Origin of the sequence: Desulfovibrio sp. SGI.230 (genome assembly GCF_050313065.1) — a bacterium.
In the GTDB taxonomy this organism is placed as follows: Bacteria; Desulfobacterota; Desulfovibrionia; order Desulfovibrionales; family Desulfovibrionaceae; genus Desulfovibrio.
This window is the reverse complement of sequence record NZ_JBNPKS010000001.1, coordinates 11,883-30,921: the sequence shown is the minus strand read 5'-3', so window position 1 is coordinate 30,921 and position 19,039 is coordinate 11,883. Positions and strand designations below refer to the sequence as shown.

The 19,039-nt window shown below is 62.9% G+C and carries 14 protein-coding genes; 6 read left to right on the top strand and 8 right to left on the bottom strand.

The genetic code is table 11. The features are described from left to right. Window positions 1-41: 41 nt before the first annotated feature. Window positions 42-3,743 (bottom strand): pyruvate carboxylase, encoded by a 3,702-nt coding sequence (locus ACQRAG_RS00120; protein ID WP_204625633.1) that lies wholly within the window; start codon window positions 3,741-3,743, stop codon window positions 42-44. 13 nt (window positions 3,744-3,756) lie between these two features. Continuing rightward, entirely contained in the window at window positions 3,757-4,548 is a 792-nt protein-coding gene (locus tag ACQRAG_RS00115; protein WP_168936075.1) for a biotin--[acetyl-CoA-carboxylase] ligase, read from the bottom strand. Here ACQRAG_RS00115 and ACQRAG_RS00110 point away from each other — a divergent pair. Further along, the gene (locus ACQRAG_RS00110; RefSeq protein ID WP_289616239.1) at window positions 4,547-5,653 is read left to right on the top strand and encodes an HD domain-containing protein; all 1,107 of its coding nucleotides are present in this window, start codon (window positions 4,547-4,549) and stop codon (window positions 5,651-5,653) included. The genes ACQRAG_RS00115 and ACQRAG_RS00110 overlap by 2 nt on opposite strands. Here the strand turns inward: ACQRAG_RS00110 and ybeY are convergent. The 6 genes from ybeY to ACQRAG_RS00080 form a co-directional block, all read right to left on the bottom strand. Next, window positions 5,650-6,081, bottom strand: a complete 432-nt coding sequence (ybeY, locus tag ACQRAG_RS00105) for an rRNA maturation RNase YbeY (RefSeq protein ID WP_427803681.1) — start codon at window positions 6,079-6,081, stop codon at window positions 5,650-5,652. The genes ACQRAG_RS00110 and ybeY overlap by 4 nt on opposite strands. Beyond that, on the bottom strand, window positions 6,078-8,696 hold the full coding sequence (locus ACQRAG_RS00100; RefSeq protein ID WP_289616238.1) for an HD family phosphohydrolase: 2,619 nt from the start codon (window positions 8,694-8,696) through the stop codon (window positions 6,078-6,080). The genes ybeY and ACQRAG_RS00100 overlap by 4 nt, the downstream gene beginning before the upstream one ends. Beyond that, the gene (locus tag ACQRAG_RS00095) at window positions 8,665-9,654 is read right to left on the bottom strand and encodes a PhoH family protein (RefSeq protein WP_168936073.1); all 990 of its coding nucleotides are present in this window, start codon (window positions 9,652-9,654) and stop codon (window positions 8,665-8,667) included. Before ACQRAG_RS00095 ends, ACQRAG_RS00100 begins: the two co-directional genes overlap by 32 nt. Window positions 9,655-9,812: 158 nt before the next feature. Next, window positions 9,813-11,243: an Asp-tRNA(Asn)/Glu-tRNA(Gln) amidotransferase subunit GatB gene (gatB, locus tag ACQRAG_RS00090; protein WP_006005996.1), complete on the bottom strand. Its 1,431-nt coding sequence runs from the start codon at window positions 11,241-11,243 to the stop codon at window positions 9,813-9,815. Between the two features lie 22 nt (window positions 11,244-11,265). After that, on the bottom strand, window positions 11,266-13,005 hold the full coding sequence (locus ACQRAG_RS00085; protein ID WP_303877468.1) for an ARMT1-like domain-containing protein: 1,740 nt from the start codon (window positions 13,003-13,005) through the stop codon (window positions 11,266-11,268). Window positions 13,006-13,012: 7 nt separating this feature from the next. Further along, on the bottom strand, window positions 13,013-13,873 hold the full coding sequence (locus tag ACQRAG_RS00080) for an NAD(+)/NADH kinase (protein WP_204625628.1): 861 nt from the start codon (window positions 13,871-13,873) through the stop codon (window positions 13,013-13,015). Between the two features lie 115 nt (window positions 13,874-13,988). Here ACQRAG_RS00080 and ACQRAG_RS00075 point away from each other — a divergent pair, with 115 nt between their 5' ends. The 5 genes from ACQRAG_RS00075 (at window position 13,989) to ACQRAG_RS00055 (ending at window position 18,898) form a co-directional block, all read left to right on the top strand. Then, a complete protein-coding gene (locus tag ACQRAG_RS00075) occupies window positions 13,989-14,588 on the top strand; it encodes an SIS domain-containing protein (RefSeq protein WP_427803680.1) in 600 nt (199 codons plus the stop codon). A gap of 14 nt (window positions 14,589-14,602) precedes the next feature. After that, window positions 14,603-14,842: an FmdB family zinc ribbon protein gene (locus ACQRAG_RS00070; RefSeq protein WP_006006004.1), complete on the top strand. Its 240-nt coding sequence runs from the start codon at window positions 14,603-14,605 to the stop codon at window positions 14,840-14,842. An 8-nt stretch (window positions 14,843-14,850) separates the two neighbouring features. After that, window positions 14,851-15,786, top strand: a complete 936-nt coding sequence (gene hemC / locus ACQRAG_RS00065) for a hydroxymethylbilane synthase (RefSeq protein ID WP_297160456.1) — start codon at window positions 14,851-14,853, stop codon at window positions 15,784-15,786. A 5-nt stretch (window positions 15,787-15,791) separates the two neighbouring features. After that, window positions 15,792-18,233, top strand: coding sequence for a Lon protease family protein (locus ACQRAG_RS00060; protein ID WP_427803679.1), 2,442 nt, complete (start codon window positions 15,792-15,794; stop codon window positions 18,231-18,233). Between the two features lie 77 nt (window positions 18,234-18,310). Further along, the gene (locus ACQRAG_RS00055; RefSeq protein ID WP_006006010.1) at window positions 18,311-18,898 is read left to right on the top strand and encodes a TetR/AcrR family transcriptional regulator; all 588 of its coding nucleotides are present in this window, start codon (window positions 18,311-18,313) and stop codon (window positions 18,896-18,898) included. Window positions 18,899-19,039: the final 141 nt, after the last annotated feature.

Here is a 19,039-nt window from a genome sequence, read left to right as displayed (position 1 = left end):
GGCACATCCTGTCCACAATGCGGCGCAAATGCGCCACACGGCTAGATCACGCGGGATCCGCAGTAAGGACAGAAGGAGACATTGTCCATGGGGATAGGTTGTGCGCAGGCTTCATTGCTGCAAATACGCGGCACGGGGCCCAGTTCGACGAGCAGCTCGCCTTCACGCACGGATACCATCTGCTTGTTTTCCTTGAAGTCGGCCGTCTTCAGCACGCGCTTCACGACGCCATCCACAGGAGCCAGCACAGCCTTTTCCTGCTTCATGATGGATACGTTGAACAGCTCTTCGCCGGCCTTCACGATATCGCCGGGGTGGACGTACATGACCCACAGGTCGCCATTGCTGGGCGACGCCACATGGAACTTGTTGGCAGGATCCGCCATGGTCAGGCCCTTGGCCTTCTGGCCGGTGGGCTGGGCGACCTGCACTTCGCAGCTCATGATCTCGGAGTCCAGCACGTAACGGCAGATGACGACACCGGCATCGTTGGGACGGGAGATGCTCAGCAGCAGCAGATGGTGGGGCTTACCGCTGCGGTCATTGAAATAGAGGTCCTGGCCGGGCTTGAGGCCTTCGAACCAGACATGCAGGGGCAGATTGTTGGGATCGCCGTACTGCATGCGGAACTGCATGGTCTTGAGGGCATCGGCCGGATGGTTCAGGTACAGGACGAACTCTTCCTTGGTGGGCTTGCGCTTCAGCAGTTCGGTGCAGGCAGCTTCTTCGGCGGCCAGGTTCACGTCCGGCAGGCTTTCCAGAGGCGAGACTTCCGTACGGTTGGCAATGGCGCTCTTCCACTCGGAGCCAAAGGCGCTCTCGTAGACCCAGTCCGCGGGGAAGCCCAGCGGCAGGCGGCCGAACTTGCCCAGCAGCAGCTTGCGGAAGGCGTCGTTGCAGTCCTGGTAGATGTTCAGGCGGGCCTTGCGCATCTCGCTGGAAAGTTCGGATTCGGGCGTACGGGTGACTTCGTTGAGCACTTCGAGCAGGAAGCGGACTTCTTCCTCGCCGCCGCGCTTCCAGGCCCCGGTGACCGCCAGGAAGGCGGTGTTCCAGGTGATCTGCGAACCGGGCGTCACGTCGTGGTAACGAACGATCTGGCGGGTCCCTTCCAGGAACTTGAGCATGTAGGGCAGCAGGTGGATGTAGCCCTGCTTCATGGCGCCTTCCTGCGAGGAGGAAGTAGCACCGCCGGGCATGCCGTGGCGGGTCACATCGTAGTCGATGCCTTTGAAGTACGGCGAGCAGTAGCGGTCATAGTAGGGCATGATCTGCTTGCAGACGAAGTTGGCGTCGCGGATGGCATCCTTGTTCAGATGGCACTCCAGGCCCAGCTCGTCTTCCATGTAAGCCACCGTGGCCAGCACGTCGCCCTGCCCGTAAGAACGGACAGCGGAGCCCAGGCCCACGTCGATGATGTGGGCACCGGCCTTGGCCGCGGCCCCGCAGGCGGGGATGAACAGGCCGTCGGTGCAGTGGCGGTGGTAGTGCAGCACCAGTTCGGGCCAGCGCTTGCGCAGGGCCGTCACCAGCTCGGTCATGAAGCGCGGCGGGCAGACCCCGGCCATATCCTTGAGGCCGAGGATGATGCTGCGGGCAGCGGTCTTTTCATCGGCGCCCATGATGTCGGCCATCATGCGCAGGATGTTCTCGGTCACGCCCAGATAGTGATTGACGTCGAAGCCCTTGGCCCACGAAAGGGAGATGGCGGGCTGGAAGACCACGTCCTTGCGGTCCATGACCACTTCGGCAATGGGGCGCATGTTCTCCACATGGTTCAGGAAGTCGAAGCAGCGCACCACTTCGTAGTGATCGCAGATCATCTCGCCGGTCAGGCGCATGAGGTTGCGCGGCTGCGGCGTGTAGCCCAGCACGTTGGTGGAGCGCACCAGCAGCTGCTTGAGCGTCTTGGGAGCGAAGCTCTTCCACTCCTTCGCTTCGGAGAAGGGATAGGTCATGTTGGCCAGCATGGCCACATGGAAGTGGGCGCCGCCGCCGTTCTCGATGGAGAAGTAACCGGCATTGTCCAGGTAGGGACCGATCAGGCGGTCTTCGGCCAGGCGGAAGCGGTTGCCGGAGTTGGACTGGGTGAAGTCACGCGGCGTGGTATCCGTAAAGTGCACGTAGCCGCTGTCGCGGATGAAGTCCAGCAGGGCGCGGCGGTCGCCCTGAGGATAGGGAGACGGCTGGCGGCGCAGCTGGCTGGGGATGGGCGGCAGCACCGGATCGAAGGCGCCCAGACGAGGCGTGGTGACGGAACGGTATTCCCCGAGCTGCACATGGGGGTTGTAGCCCTTGGCGGAGATCTCCGCCACCAGGCGGGCCAGGCGTTCGCTTTCGGGGGCCACGTCCCGGTACTGCATGAGCTCGGGATGGTTGGCCACGAAGTTGGTGTTGATCTCGCCCTTGCGGAACAGGGGATGCTTGAGGATCTGGCGGTGGAAGGGGATGGTGGTCTTGATGCCGCCGATGATGTACTCGCTCAGGGCGCGGTCCATGATGCCCAGGGTCTTTTCCCAGTCGTGGGCATAGGCGATGAGCAGGGAGCCGGCCGAGTCATAGTTGGCCGGGAACTCATAACCGGCACTGATGTTGGAGTCCAGACGCACACCGGGGCCGCCAGGCGACACGTAACGGGTGATCAGGCCGGCATTGGGAGCGAAGTTCTCCTGCGGGTTCTCGCAGTTGATACGCACCTGCATGGCACAGTAGGAAGGACGCAGGTTCTCTTCGCGGTAACGCAGTTCCGCACCAAAGGCCACGGCGATCTGCTCTTCCACCAGGTCGATGCCGTAGCGGCATTCGGTGATGCCGTGTTCCACCTGCAGACGGGTGTTGACTTCGATCATGTAGGGCGTGCCGTCGGGCGTGACCAGGAATTCCACCGTGGCCAGGGAGTGGTAGCCCACGGCGCGCACCAGGCGACGGGCGTAGTCCTTGAGCTGTTCGCGCAGCTGGCGGGTCATGCCCGGCCAGGGCGAAGGCGTGATCTCGACGAGCTTCTGATGGTTGCGCTGCACGGTGCAGTCGCGTTCGTCAAAGGCAAAGACATTGCCATACATGTCGGCGATGACCTGGATCTCGATGTGGCGCACATCGGCCAGGAACTTTTCCACGAACAGGCGCGGATTGCCGAAGGAGGCCTGGGCCATGGTGGAGGCCTTGAAGAAGGCGTCTTCCAGCTCGGCTTCATTGTGGATGGCGAAGATACCGCGGCCACCGCCGCCGCCTTCGGCCTTGAGCATGATGGGCAGACCGATCTCGGAGATCAGCTGACGGGCGGTGGCGATGTCCACGGCCCCGTCAGAACCGGGTACCACGGGGATACCCAGCTTGCGGGCCACGGCGCGGGCCTGCACTTTGTTGCCCAGCAGGTTCATGGCTTCGGCAGTGGCACCGATAAAGGTGATACCGGCTTCCTTGCAGCGCTGGGGGAAACGGGTGTCCTCAGAGGCAAAGCCCCAGCCGGGGTGGATACCGACAACGCCGCGCTGGCGGGCTTTGTCGATGATGCGGTCAATATCCAGGTAAGCGCGGGGATCGGGTCCGAGCAGAATCAGTTCCTTGGCAGTGGATGCTGACGGCGCAGTTTTATCCACATCGGTGGCTGTCATGGCCGCGACGGCGTCAAAGCGTTCGCGGATGGAGCGACAGATGCGGCGGGCGGGAATGCCACGGTTGGCGACAAGGATCACCTTGCCCTTGAGAAATTCCTGGACGTCTGCAAAGGATTTGTTGGCCATGCCTTTTTGCCCTTTAGTAATGATGCGAAAGACGCAGGCTTCCGCTGTAAAAAACCTCCTGCCGGCCATTGCGCGACAGGCACAGTCCTCCATCATGGCACAGCCCTGTCAGAATGCCCTCGACGACCTCATCGCCGTCGTCGAGACAAACGCAGGACCCGCGCCAGAGCAGGAAGCTCTCGGCGAGATCCTTCCAGTTTTTCTTTAGAGAACCGCCGGTACTATACTCGCAAAACAGGCAGTTTACAAGTTGATACCATAGGCTCTCGGCGGTAAGAAATATTTTTTGTGATTTTTCCAGGCCCGAAACCAGGGCCTTCGCGGGCATGGCGGCCCCTGCGCGCAAGGTCTCGGCCGGCGGGGCCCAGGCCACATTGATGCCGATGCCGGCCAGCAGGACGCCCGCCCTTTCTTCCAACAGGATCCCCGCCACCTTGGCGGGGGTGTCCCCGTCCAGCACGGCAAGATCGTTGGGCCATTTGAGGCGCACCTCGAAGCCCAGCTTTCCCAGAGCGGCCGCCAGCATGGCCCCGGTCACGGTGGAGGCCGCGGAACTGGCGAACGGCTCCTGCATGGGGAGCCGCAGCGCCGCATAGATATTGCCGGCGGGCGAGACCCAGTTCCGGCGCAGCTGTCCCCTGCCCTGCCGCTGGCTGCTGACCAGCACGCTCTGCCAGGGCGCCAGCAGGCCGCGACGGGCCAGGGTATGCCCCACATCCAGTGCGGACGAGACCTCACCGAAACGCCAGACCTCAGGCCGCCCGGCCCTTTGCTCCCGCGCCCCGTTATGGCATGATGTCGTCATGAAGACCTACCTTGTTGGCGGTGCCGTCCGTGACATCCTGCTGGGACAGGCACCGGTTGAGCTGGATTATGCCGTGGACGGAGACGATGCCGCCTTTCTGGCGACGCATCCCGATGCCGCCCGCGTGGGGAAAAGCGTTCAGGTCTGTCTGTGGCACGGCTGTGAATTCATGCCGCTCCGTGGTGGGAGCCTGCCTGCGGATCTGGCCGCCCGTGACCTGAGCGTCAATGCGCTGGCCCTGGATGCCGGCGGGCATGTGCATGCCCATGCCAGGACGCTGGCTGATCTGGAGCGCAGGCTCCTGCGCCCGGCCTCGCCCGACGCTTTCCGCAAGGATCCCCTGCGCCTTTTCCGCCTGGCCCGCTTTGCCTGCCGTCATCCGGACTGGCAGCTGCACCCCGATTGCCTCCGTCTGGCAGCGGAGGTACCGGAAAGCGCTCTGGCGGCCATACCGGCGGAGCGGGTCGGCAGGGAGCTGCTCAAAGCTCTGGCCCTCCCCTGCCCCGGCCGCTTTCTGGAAGTCCTGGAGCAGCTCCACCTCTGGCGGCCGTGGTTCACGGAACTGGAAGCCATCGCCCGCATCCCCGCCGGGCCTGTACGCTGGCACAGCGGTTCGGTGCTCCAGCATACCGTCCGGGTCATGAACGCCGTGGCCGGCAACAGTCTGGCCGTCTGGATGGCCTTCTGCCACGATCTGGGAAAGCTGCTGACTCCTGAGGAAGAACTGCCCCACCACTACGGACATGAGCAGCGGGGGCTGGCGCTGGTGCGCCTTCTGGCCAAACGGCTGCACCTGCCCGTCCGGCGGGAAAAGGCAGGACTGCTGGCCTGCGAGCTGCATATGAAGGCCGGGCTGTATGACCGTCTGCGCCCCGGCACACGCCGGGACGTGCTCTGGACCGTGGCCACGCGCGGCCTGATGAAGGAGTTCTGGAGTGTGGTGGATGCCGACAGCAAGCAGGACATCAGCAGCAAGGCACTGGAGGATACGGCCCTCCTCCGCACCATAGGGCTGCCGCCCCAATGGCAGAACAAAGGAGCGGAATCCGCCCGCAAATTGCGGGAACTGCACTGTCAGGCCCTGGTCGGCAGCAGGTCGGCCTAGCTCCAGACTTCCGCTTCGGCCCTGCTCCGGCACCAGTCGCAGAGGGCATCCATCTCTTCACCGTGGTCATATCCGGCCAGGTGCCCCACGGAATGCGCCAGCAGGCGCAGCAGATGCTCTGCCGAGTCCTGGCCGTAAAGCAGGCATTCCCTGTTCAGCGTATCGAGGGAAAGGAGCATCACCCCCGGCAGGCTCTCATCACCGGGGAACGACAGCACATTGGTCGGGCCTGTGCAGCCCATGTAGCGCTGATTGGCCCGGGCGATGCAGGCATCGTCCACCAGATGGGCCTCCACAGGGCCCAGCGGACAACCGGCCTCCCGCGCTGCGGAGGTCAGGGCATCCAGTATCCTGCTTATCTGGCGTGGGGGCACAGGCAACAGCCAGGCCCCCGCCGGACAATGATCGATGACCCGGACAGCCATCATTCCCGCCCCGCCTGTTCTGTACGGGCCAGCTGTTCGGCTTCCAGCTTCTCCGCGGCTTCGACGGCGGCAGCGTCATGTACACGGCCGTGATGATGGCCGCTGTGGCTGTTCTCGGCTTTTTCTTCCGCCTCCCTGGCAGCCGGGGCGTTCTCGTGCCCCTTGGCTTCGGCCTTGCTTTCGGCCGGGCGGGCATCCGCGTTTTTGGCTTCCGCAGCCTTGCCTTCCTGCTTGCCTTCGTTCTTGGCCGGCGGATAGGCGATGCGCTGGTGGAAGATGCCCGTCAGGATGCGCTGGAAGTTCTCGCTCAGGTAATGCAGATCCTTGAAGGTCAGTTCGGACTCGTCGAGCTGGCCTTCGGAGAAGATGCCCTTGATGATGGTATCGATGTGCGTCCTGATACGGGCAGGCGTGGGATCCGTCAGCGTCCGGCTGGAGGCCTCCACGGAGTCTGCCAGCATGAGAATGGCGGCTTCCTTGGTCTGGGGCCGGGGACCGGGATAGCTGAAATCCGATTCGCGCGGCCGCTCGCCCATATTGATGGCCTTCTGATAGAAGTAGCGGATGACGCGGGTCCCGTGATGCTGGCGGATGATATCGATGATCTCCTGCCCCAGCTTGTAGCGCTCGGCCAGTTCCGTGCCCTTCTTGACATGGGACGTGATGATGAGCGCACTCATGGACGGGGCCAGCTTGTCATGCTTGTTGGGACCGCCGAACTGGTTCTCGATGAAGTATTCGGGATAGGTCAGCTTGCCCGCGTCATGATACAGGGCCGCCACCTTGCACAGCAGGCTGTTGGCTCCGATGGCCTTGGCCCCGGCTTCCACCATGTTGGCCACCACCAGAGAATGATGATAGGTGCCGGGGATGGTCACCATCAGTTCCTGCATCAGCGGATGCTCAAGGCTCATGAGCTCCATGAGACGGAAACGCGTACTGTAGCCAAAGGCCAGCTCCAACACGGGGCTGACGGCGAACAGCAGGATCAGGGACAGGAGGCTGTTGATGGCCACGGCCCCCAGCTGCATGGGGAACTCGTTGGGCGAGATCTGCGCCAGCAGGGCCATGCCCAGCCAGATGAGCGATTGCCCCACCGTCAGGGGGATGATGCTCCAGACAACGTCCTGCCGGGTCTGGGCATTGGTCACCAGCCAGGTGGCCAGCATGCCGCCCAGGAAATGATACAGGAAGAAGGTGTAGTCCGCCTGGAACATGAGCATGGCAAAGAAACAGAGCAGCAGGCTCATGGTGCAGTAGCGGCGGGCGGCAAAGACCATGGCCACCAGCCCCACGCCCCCGGCGATGGGGAAGGCCACGGCATAGTTGGCCATCAGCGTCAGGCTGTCGAAACGGGTGGCAAGGCAGAACGCCCCCTTGGCCCCCACGCTGAACAGGAACAGCACCAGCGAGATGAGCAGCATGTCCTTGCAGCGCAGCGGCGTGCCGGGCTTGCCGCTGGGCGCCACGAAGAAGCCGATGGACAGGATCAGGGAGAACAGGAAAGCCCCCAGCACCACGCCCCAGCGGACGGGATCGGCAGCGCTCTTATACAGGGTCTGCAGTTTGAGCTGCTGCTCGCGGCTCACCCTGTCCCCCTTGCGCACCACCAGCTCGCCTTTCTGGATCTGGTAAAAGACGGGCTCCACATTGGCCACCACGGCTTCACCGCGGCGCTGGGTCGTCTCACGGTTGAGCGTCAGGGACGCCGGGACCGTCGCGGAAAGCAGGATGTTGATGGCCCGGCGGGAGTGGGCGTTGAGGGTATCCTCCTGCCGCAGCAGGGACGAGATCTCGGCCAGGAAGGACTGCACATCGGGCAGCGTGGTCACTTCGGGGCGCAGCAGTTCCGAACCGTTGTCGAGGTTGCGGATGACGACCCCGGCCCGTCCAGCTCTGGCGGAGCGGATGTCGCCCACGAGGCCTTCGGCCAGGCGATCCCGGATCAGCGGCATCAGGGTCTTGAGGAGGTACTGCTGCACTTCCGGCAAGGCCAGCTGGGGCAGCACCTCTTCGGCCACCCGGGGCGTCAGTTCTTCCACCAGACGGCGGACAGAGGCCTCCCCTCTCGGAAGGTCCGCCAGATCTTCCTCGGCTCTGGGCAGAGGACGCTGGGCGGCAACAGGCGCGGCAGGAGCGGGCGTGACCGGGGCTTCCCCGGCCTGCCCCACAGTAGGCGCGCTGTCCTCCGCTTCGGGAGCCGCCGGAGCGGCTTCTTCCGGCACAGGCTTGACGCTCTGCAAGCCCTTGTGGTCGGCCATCACGTTCAGATGATGCAGGATCCCAAGGATGCGGTTCTGGAACATCTCATAGGGCTGCATGCTCAGGTCGTAGACCGAGGGCTGGAGCATGAGCACCTGGCGCTGCCGGGCCTTGCTGGCCTGCACGTCTTCCACCAGGATGTCGCGGTCAGCGATGACGTCACTGTCCGCCACCTGCCCCGCCACATAGACGCGGCTTTCCGGCGTCAGATTGGCACCGGCCAGCAACGAGAGGAAAAGCAGGGTCAGGATCAATACCAGCAGGCCGCGACCGCAGTGGTGACGCGTTCTCAGCGTCTGCCACAGGGCCACCATGCTGGAGGGTCTAGCTGTCTTTTTCGGCGTTGTCGTAGGCATTGACGATGGCTCCCACCAGAGGATGGCGCACCACGTCAGCCTTGCTGAAGTGGTGCACGGCAAGACCGGGGATCTTGTCCAAGATGGCCAGGGCATGGACGAGGCCCGAGCGGGCCCGCCCGGAAGACGGGTTGACGGGCAGGTCGATCTGCGAGGTATCGCCCGTGACCACCACGCGCGATCCAAAGCCCATGCGGGTCAGGAACATCTTCATCTGCTCGTGGGTGGTGTTCTGGGCTTCGTCCAGGATGATGAAGGCATCATTGAGGGTACGGCCACGCATGAAGGCCAGGGGGGCCACCTCGATGGTCCCCACTTCCAGCATGGATGCCACCTTGGGCTGGGGCACCATGTCGTGCAGGGCATCATACAGGGGACGCAGGTACGGATTGACCTTGTCCGCCAGGTCGCCGGGCAGGAAGCCCAGCCGCTCCCCCGCTTCCACGGCGGGACGCGTCAGCACGATGCGCTTGACCTGATGCTGCTGCAGCATGGAGATGGCCATGGCCACAGCAAGATAGGTCTTGCCCGTACCGGCAGGCCCCACGGCAAAGACCATCTCGTTCCGGCGCAGGATATCCAGATACTGCTTCTGGGCCACATTGCGGGCCGTCACCGTCTTGCGCGGCGTATTGACGAAGACAGCCTCCTGGAAGACCTGCCGCAGGTTGAGCCCGGGATCGGCCGCCAGCATGGCATAGGCCCGGGACATATCCTGCTGGCTGATGCTGATGCCGTTGCGCAGCATATCATAGAGCTGCACGAAAAGCCGGTACAGGCACTGCAGGACGGCATGGTCCGGACTGGAGAAAAAAACAGAAGCACCGCGGCTGCCTATCTGGGCACCGCTGGCAGCGGCCAGCAAATCCAAATGGGCATTGCGGGGACCAAACAGCTGATTGGCCAGCAAAGGATCATCGAAATCGATCCTTTCCTGAGAAGATGAATATGAAGCCATGATTTTTGCCTAGCGTATTTTGGGCTTTCTGTCCATGAAAGGGCTTCCGGCTCCGGCGCACTATTCCTTAAAGTATAACTTTAATAAAATTGGAGCTGCGTTCAAAAAAATAAGGGGGCACCCCAGGCGCCCCCCTTGCAGCTTTTTATGTTTCCGGACTAGCCAGCCAGCTTTTTGGCCAGCAGCTCATTGACCAGCGCGGGGTTGGCCTTGCCGCGGGTCGCGCGCATGACCTGGCCCACAAAGAAGCTGATGAGCTTGGTCTTGCCGCCACGGAAAGCCTCCACTTCGGCGGGATTGTCGGCCAGCACCTTGTCCACGGCCGCTTCCAGCGCAGAGCTGTCGGAGATCTGCACCAGGCCCTTTTCCTTGACGTAGGCTTCGGGCATGGCGCCGTTTTCCATCAGGTCGGCAAAGATGTCATTGGCGATCTTGGCGCTGATGAGGCCCTTGTCCACGATGCTGACCAGCTCGGCCAGAGCTTCGGGCGTCATGGCACAATCCTGCACATGCAGGGAGCGGGCGTTGAGCTCGCGCAGCAGCGGGCCGAGGATGAAGTTGGCCACCTTGCGGGCATCGGCTTTGGCCGCCGCAGCCTCAAAGAAATCGGCCATGGCACGGCTCTGCACCAGCACTTCCGCCTCGGGTTCGGGCAGGCCCGTCATGGCGATGAAGCGCTGCATGCGGGCGGCAGGCAGCTCGGGCAGTTCCTGCTGCCAGCGGCTGAACTCCTCATCGGTGATGGTCACGGGCAGCAGGTCGGGATCAGGGAAGTAACGGTAGTCGTGCGCTTCTTCCTTGCCGCGCATGGAAGCCGTGATGTTCTTGGTGGCATCGTACAGGCGGGTCTCCTGCACGATCTCTTCCCCGTCCGCCAGGGCATCCTGCTGGCGGGCGATCTCGTAATCGATGGCTCGCTGCACATTGCGGAACGAGTTCAGGTTCTTGAGCTCGGTACGGGTGCCGAAGGTCGTGCTGCCTACAGGACGGATGGAGACGTTGGCATCACAGCGGAAGCTGCCCTCCTCCATGTTGCCGTCGCAGACGCCCAGATAGGTCACGATGCCGTACAGGGCCTTGAGGTAGGCCACGGCCTCGGCGGAAGAACGCATGTCCGGCTCGGAAACGATCTCCACCAGCGGCGTCCCGGCGCGGTTGAGGTCCACATAGCTGACGTTCTCGCCCTGGGCGTGGATGTTCTTGCCCGCGTCGTTCTCCATGTGGATTCGCGTGATGCCGATGCGCTTTTCGGCACCGTCCACCGTGACCGTCAGATGGCCATGCTCGCAGATGGGCAGGTCGAACTGCGAGATCTGGTAGCCGGACGGCAGGTCGGGATAAAAATAGTTTTTGCGGGCGAAAATGGAATTGCGGTGGATACTGCAGTTGGTGGCAAGGCCCACCAGACAGGCATAGTGCACGGCCTGCCGGTTGAGCATGGGCAGGGCACCGGGCATGCCGCCGCAGACTTCGCAGACATTGCTGTTGGGAGCCTGCCCGAAACTGGTGGGGCAGGAGCAGAAAAGTTTGGTGGCCGTAGCCAGTTGTACGTGGACTTCCAAGCCGATGACGGCTTCATATGCAGGCATGAAAAACTCCGTGAACCAGATGTTAGGAACGGCTGATGGTCGCGTCGAAATATTTGCCGACGCCGTACTCGCCACGCCGTGTAAAGCGGGCCGGATCGGGCCCGATGATCTGCATTTCCCTGTTTTGCCGCTGCACGTCCAGGGCTATGCGCATCTCCTGGGTGCAGCCGGTAGAAAAAGTGGCGTCCTTGCCGGACCAGATGGGCGGGACCTTGCGTCCCATGAGCCGGAAGCTTTCTTCGATATCAGCAAACGTCTGGAAACGCCAGACGTCGATGAAGCCGCTCCGCTGCACGCGCTCCCACATGAACATGAGGTCGTCCCCGTCCATGCCCTCCACGAAATGCTCGGCAGGATTGACGATCAGGACGTTGTCCAGGCGTTTGCGCAGATCGCCCACAAAGGTCCGCGCCAGTGAGATGGCGGTCTGGGTCTCGCCGGGGATGCTGCCGATGATGCAGCTGTAGAACATGACCGTACGGCCGTTCATGCGGGCCTCGCGCATGCGGGCGATGATGCCGTCCGCATGGGCCGCCACGTCCTGCTCGGTCAATTTTTTTACCCCGGGCGCATGCCGGCGCAGGGCCAGATGCATGTCCGCGCCGTCATGCCAGTAGCAAAGGATATCGCGGGTGAACTCGCAGCTGGTGCCCAGCAGCATGTCGGCCGAACGCCAGCCCTTGGCCAGGATAAGGTCCGCTTCCTTCCAGGCACGGGAAAAACTGATGGAGACCCGGTACAGGTTGAGCCGCTCACGCGTCCCGTCGCTGATGACCAGCAGACGGTGCTCGCGCAGATGGCGCAGCAGCTGGTTCTTGCTCAGGTGGGCGTCACGAACGATATAGTCCTGCTTCAGCTCCTCACGCAGGACAGGATCTTCTTCCACGTCATCCAAGGTGGGCGCATAGAAGAAGAAACCGTCCTTGACGGCAAAAATGACACGATGCTGCATGCGCAACAGCTTGCGCACCACCGCCAGATCGAAGACCACCCCGCCGTCGGCATCACACAGATACAGGATGGTCCGCGGCCGGGAGGCCAGTTCATCCAGATAGCTTTCCAGCTCCGCAGCCTTCTGCTCCGCGCGGTGGAACTCTTCTTCCAAAAATATCCTGTCGGGGACGGCGGTCTCCAGCTCCAGCGTATAGGCGGAAAGGAACAAATGACGGACCAGGCTGCAGGCATCCAGCCGGGCCCGGGCCGCCTCGAGCGTATCCGGCAGCGGGGCTACCGGCATGCCTTCAAGGGCGGTACGCACGCTCTCCGAGCGCAGGATCTCGCGCTGCAGGATATTGAGCGCATGGCGGCGCTGCCGCCAGGGATCGCCATCGCCCAGCCCCTGGGCCAGGACGATGTTGGTCATGCGCTTGATGAGACGCGGCGGCAAAAGCGTATGCTGGGCAACCGCACTGCGGAAGCGGTAACGACAGAACAGCAGCAGCGCCCGGCGCTGCATCCTGTCCGTCACGAGGGACCGCACAAGGCGCACGAGGATGCGCCAAGCGCGATTGTACTCTTTTTGCAGCCGTCGGGGCATGGTCGGCTCGCACAGCAAGGCGAACATGGCGTCCGAACAGGGAAGATACACGCTGCCGGGGCCGCCGGCCACCATGAATTTCAGCTGTTCAGGACTGGCAACGATGTGCGGATTGAGGTCATGGACAAGGTTGTTGTCGATGAACAGATTGTACAGCCATGCGTCGAAGCAGGCATCTTTTCCCAGCCGGACATCAGCCATGCGGCGCGGCGCGTTCCCATTCATGCGGGCCTCACTTGTGTTTGGCGCCCGATGCCATATCCGTCACGAAGCCGCGCGTCCGCAAGCGTTCAAAAAACGGCATTTCCTTGCCCACAAAGCAGACGGCGTCTTCCAGCCCCGTCACCTCCACCCGGTCCCCCACCTGGAGCAGCAGGCCTTCCTGACCGTCCACCGTGATGTAGGTCTCGGTGGTACCGGGCAGCAGGTCGATACAGAAGCGGGTCTTATGGGGAAAGACCATGGGGGGGATGGTATTCAGGAAAGGACAGATGGGCGTGAACACCATGCAGTTGAGGCTCGGGTACAGCAGCGGGCCTCCGGCGGAGACGCTGTAGCCCGAACTGCCGATGGGGGTGGAGATGATCACGCCGTCACTGCGCAGACGGCACATCTCCTGCCCGTCCACGCCGATGTCCATGTTGACGAGCCGCGAGAGGGCCGCCCGGCTGAGGACGACGTCATTGACGGCCACGCCCTTGGCGAGCGTGCTTTCATTGCGTACGACTTTCCATTGCAGGGCCATACAGGTACGCTCGGGAGTGATGCCTGCCAGGGAATCGGCAAGGCCCTTCTCCCACTGCTCCGGCTGGATGTCGGCCAAGAAGCCGACCCGGCCGAAATTGATGCCCAGCAGGGGGATGCCCCGGCCTGCCACCCGACGGGCCACACCCAGCATGGTGCCGTCCCCTCCCAGGACAACGGCAAAATCCAGATCGGGAAGAGCATAGGCGGGATCGTCAAACCCTCCGCTGATGGCCGTGACAGAGTGTCCCCTGGCGCGCAGCCAGGCACCTATTTCAGCTTCGAGACGTGCCGCACGGTCACTGTTGGCCTTGCGGACCACGAGAATATGGCGGGCTTTGCTTTGCATCCTTTTTCTCTACGTTATAGGCGCGCGCAGTGCAAGTGGGAAGAGGCTTTTTATCTTGTCAGGGCAGTTGCTTTGTCTTAAAAATGGTACGGCCGCAGGCCATCAGGACGACACCATGCAGACAGCGCAGGACATCATAACGACATACAGCCGGACAGGCGCCCGCCTGCGCGAGGTCTTTTTCCAGGAAAGAACGCCCCTTTTGCAGAAGGCGGCCCTGCACATGGCCCGCTGCCTTATCCATGACGGCAAGGTGCTCGTCCTGGGCGAAGGGGCCGCCGGTATTTGTGCCCGTGCCGCAGCCAAGGCCCTGCTTGACCGGCTCGATCTCGACCGGCCGGCGCTGCCGGCCATCTTGCTGCCGGCCGGGAGCCCGGGGTACCAGACGGCGGACAGAGCGGCCCTGCGGCAGCTCGAGGCCCTGGCCCGGCCCGGGGATGCGCTCCTGACATTCCTCCCCGACACAGCACAGACGACCATGGGGCCCGTGCTGGCACTGGCGCAGGAGACCGGCATGTCCTGCATCACTCTTTGCGGGCGTCCTGTCGCGGGTCTGTCCCTGCCCGGGCTCGTGATCGATGTCCCGGATGCTTCCGGGGCCCCTGCCTCCCTTGTCCATGAACTGCTTTTTGCCGCCGGCCATCTTGTCTGCAGGCTGGTGGATTACTATCTTTTCGAAAACGTGACGGCGATCCAGGCCGTCGATCCGCAGTAAGAGGTTATACGACCATGCCCATCTACGAATACACTTGCACCAAATGCGGCAAGGATTTTGAGGAACTTGTCTTTGGCGATGACCTGCCCGCCTGCCCCCATTGCGGCGCGGCCGAGACCCGCAAGCTGATGTCCCGCTGCGCTCACTGCAGCGGCGGCAACGGCGGCGATGACTCCTTCGCTCCTTCCATGCCCGCCTCTTCCGGCGGCTGCGCCGGCTGCTCCGGCGGTAACTGCGCCACCTGCGGCCACTAGGAGACGCCATGCGCAAAAATCTCGTCATCGCCACCCGCGGCAGTCAGCTGGCCCTCTGGCAGGCCGAACACGTCAAAGCCTGCCTGGAGTCCCTGGAACCGGGCCTGAACATCAGCCTGCGCGTCATCAAGACCCGCGGCGACATCATCCTGGATGTCCCTCTGTCCAAGGTGGGCGGCAAGGGCCTGTTCGTCAAGGAGATCGAGGAAGCCCTGCTGGACGGTTCCGCCGACCTGGCCGTGCACAGCATCAAGGACGTGCCCATGGTCCTGCCCGAGGGCCTCGTCCTGGGCTGCGTGCCCCAGCGTGAGATCTGCGTGGACTGCCTGCTCTCCAACCGCTACGCCTCTCTGGACGAACTGCCCCGGGGGGCCCGCGTGGGCACCAGCAGCCTGCGCCGCCAGGCCCAGCTGCTCAATCTGCGTCCCGACCTGGAGATCCTTTCCCTGCGCGGCAATGTGGATACCCGCCTGCGCAAGATGAAGGAAGGCGAATACGACGCCATCGTGCTGGCCTCCGCCGGGCTCAAGCGTCTGGGTCTTTCCGCGGACCGCATGCACCATTTCGAGGCGGCCTCCTTCGTGCCCGCCGTGGGTCAGGGTGCCCTGGGCATCGAATGCCGTGGTGATGACAGTGAAGTGCTGGAACTGCTGTCCCGCATGGAACACCGCCCCACCCGCATCTGCGTGGAAGCCGAGCGCGGTTTCCTGGCCGGTCTGGACGGCGGCTGTCAGGTGCCCATCGCCGGTCATGCGGAGATGCTGGACGACGACCGCTTCATCCTGGACGGCCTGGTGGCCGAAGTGGACGGCAGCGTCATCCTGCGCGAACAGCAGGAAGGTACGGCCGCCACGGCACGCGAAACGGGCTTTGCCCTGGCCCGTCATCTTCTGGACAAGGGCGGCAAGGACATCCTTGACCGCCTGTATGCTGAAAACCGGTAGTAATGATGCCCAAGATCCTTCCTCTGCCCACATCGCGACTGCACGCGACGTTCGATCCCGAACGCATCCCCTGGCAGGACAGCCGGGAGATCCCCTTGCCCCGCAACGGGGCGGGCAGCCGCAACGCTTTCCAGCCTCGCGCCATGCAGGCTCTGGACATGGCCCTGAACATCAGGGCCTGTGGCTACAATGTCTATGTCTCCGGCGATGCCAATCTGGGGCGCAGCTATACCCTGCTCTCCTATCTTGGCCCGCAGGCCCGCAAACGGCCGACGCCGCCGGATCTGGTCTATGTCCACAACTTCGATGACCCCGACCGGCCGCGTCTGCTTTCCCTGCCTGCCGGTCAGGGCAAAAAGTTCAAGCAGTGCGTGACCTCCACCGTGGATGCCATCCTGCATGAACTGCCCCGCCGCTTCGAAGCCGCGCCCTTCGTCAAGCAGCGTGCCCGGCTGGTGGACAGCTTCCAGAAGATCCGCAGCGGCCTGCTGAGCAAGATGACCTCCGTGGCCCAGCACAAGGGCTTCCATCTCGACATGGACGAAGGCGGCAGCCTGACCCTGTATCCGCTGGTCAAGGGCAAACGGCTGAGCGAGGAAGAGTTCGAGCATCTGGACGACAGCCTGCGCATGACCCTCAAGCGGCGCGGGGAGACCCTGGTCCAGAGCATGGCCAGCTTCATGCGCCAGTTGAGCAAGGCCGAGGAAAGCTTCCATGACGACGAGCGCAACCTGGAACAGACCGTCATGGCCCAGGTGCTGGACGCCCTGCTGCTCCCGGCCCAGAAAAAACTGCTCAAAGCCTGCCAGAGCGAGGCCCTGGAACAGTACTTTGTCAGCCTGCGCGCGGACATCCTGAAGAACACCGAAGCCTTCCTGCCCCGGGAGGCCAGCCAGTCCGGCCCGGATGTCCCCCATGCGCCCCTGCCGCCGCAGGGCGATCCGCTGTACCGCTATGACGTCAATGTCTTCGTGGACAACAGCCAGCTCAGCGGCGCCCCCATCGTGGTGGAAGACCATCCCACCGCGTCCAACCTGCTGGGCTGTATCGAGCGGGAATCCGAGCTGGGCGCTCTGGTGACGGATTTCACCCTTGTGCGGGCCGGGAGCCTGCACAAGGCCAACGGGGGCTTCCTCGTCCTGCGGGCGGAAGACCTGCTGCAGCATCCCAATGCCTGGGAAGGTCTGCTGCGGGCCCTGCGGGCCAATTCCCTGCGCATCGAAGACGGCGCGGAGACCCCGGATGCCGCCATCCGCACCAAGGGCATCAACCCCGAGCCCCTGAAGCTGGACCTCAAGGTCGTGCTTATCGGTACGGAAGACCTGTACGAAGCCCTGGTCCTCAATGAGGACCGCTTCGCCAAGCTGTTCCGCATCAAGGCCCAGATGGCCGAACGCATGGACCGCAATGCCGCCGGCGTCCGTTTCTATCTGTCGGTCATCGCCCGCATCGCGGAAGAATCCGGCCTGCGGCCCTTCGACCGCACGGCCCTGGCCTGGCTGGTGGATCTGGGCTCGCATCTGTGCGAGGACCAGCGCCGCCTGTCGCTCAAGTTCCCGCTGCTGCGCGAACAGATGATCGAGGGGGACGCCCTGGCAGGCATGGAAGGCGCCGAGATCGTCACCGGTGATATCATGGAGCGTTCCTATGCGGCGCGCACCTACCGGGCCAATCTTGTGGAAGAGATCTTCATGGAAGAGTACGACCGCGAGATGATCAAGGTCTGTACTTCAGGCAGTGCCATCGGTCAGGTCAACGGCCTGTCGGTCACCGGCTACGGTGATTTTGAATTCGGCCTGCCCCACCGCATCTCCTGTACCGTGGGCGTCGGCCATGAAGGCATCATCGACCTGGAGCGGGAAGCCGAACTGGGCGGCCCCATCCATACCAAGGCCATGATGATCCTCAAGAGCTACCTGACCAATCTCTTTGCCCGCAAGAAACCTCTTGTTCTGGCCGGGTCGCTCTATTTCGAACAAAGCTATGCCGGTATCGAAGGCGACTCCGCTTCCGGTGCGGAGCTGGTGGCCCTGCTCTCCGCCCTTGCCGATGTGCCCGTGCGGCTCGACCTGGCCTTCACGGGCGCGGTCAGCCATTCCGGGCAGATCATGGCCGTGGGCGGCGTGACGCGGAAGATCGAAGGTTTCTTCAAGGTCTGCGCACGGCATGGTCTCACGGGCAGTCAGGGGGTCATCATCCCCCACGACAATGTGGATCACCTGATGCTCTCCCCGGATGTGCTCCAGGCCGTGGAAAAGGGACAGTTCGCCATCTATGCCGTCCGCAGTATCGAAGAGGCCCTGACCCTGCTCACGGAGCTGCCCGTGGGACGTCGCCGCAAGGACGATACGTTCACGCCCGGCAGCCTCTACGATATGGTGGACCGCCGTCTGGAAAGGTTGGGCGATTATGCCCAGAACTCCTTCCGTCGGACGCGTAAAGGATAGGCGCCATGCATTGACTTGCCTTCATTGAGCGAGTAAACAGTTCTGGCCGATTGTGAAAAAGACGCTTAACCCCCGCAATGACCATGACTGCAAAAAATAAAAAAGAAGCCCTGCTCCAGGCCGCCAAGGAACTTTTTGGTGAATGTGGCTATGTGGAAACCACCTTCAAGAAGATTTCCGACCGGGCTGGTGTGGCCCTTGGACTGCTGACGCATCACTATGGCAACAAGGAAAAACTGTTTCTGGCCTCGGGACTCGATGTGCTGGAACATTTTCTGGTCAAGCTGCGCCAGGCCACGGCCGATGCGGCCTGCGGCTATGATGCCGTCATGCACTTCTGCAAGGCCTATCTGGACTTCTCTGTGGACAAGGACTCCAACTGGCTGGTGCTGGTGCGCTGCTCCCCGTACAGCGATATGAAGACCAAGACGGACAGGGAACAGATGGATTCCATGTTCGCCCAGGTGCATCGTGAACTGGAAGAGCAGATCCAGCGCGGCATCCGCGACGGCAGCATCGTCAATGTGGACAGCAAGGCCACGGCGCAGGTCATCATCTCCCTGATGGTGGGGGCCAACCGTACCCGCGTGCTGACCCCCTATGCCCTGCCGGAGCTCTATGACGAGACCCTGGATTTCGTCTCCCGCTCCATCCGCAAGAACTAGTCCTTTCCCTCCCCGCTAAAAAACAGATCCCCGGCAGGAAACTGCCGGGGATTTTTTATGGCTCGCCCTCAGGGGATACTTCTCATAGAGAGAAAGAGACCGTCTTTCCCGTACCAGCCAAAGATCCTGCCGTTTGTTCGA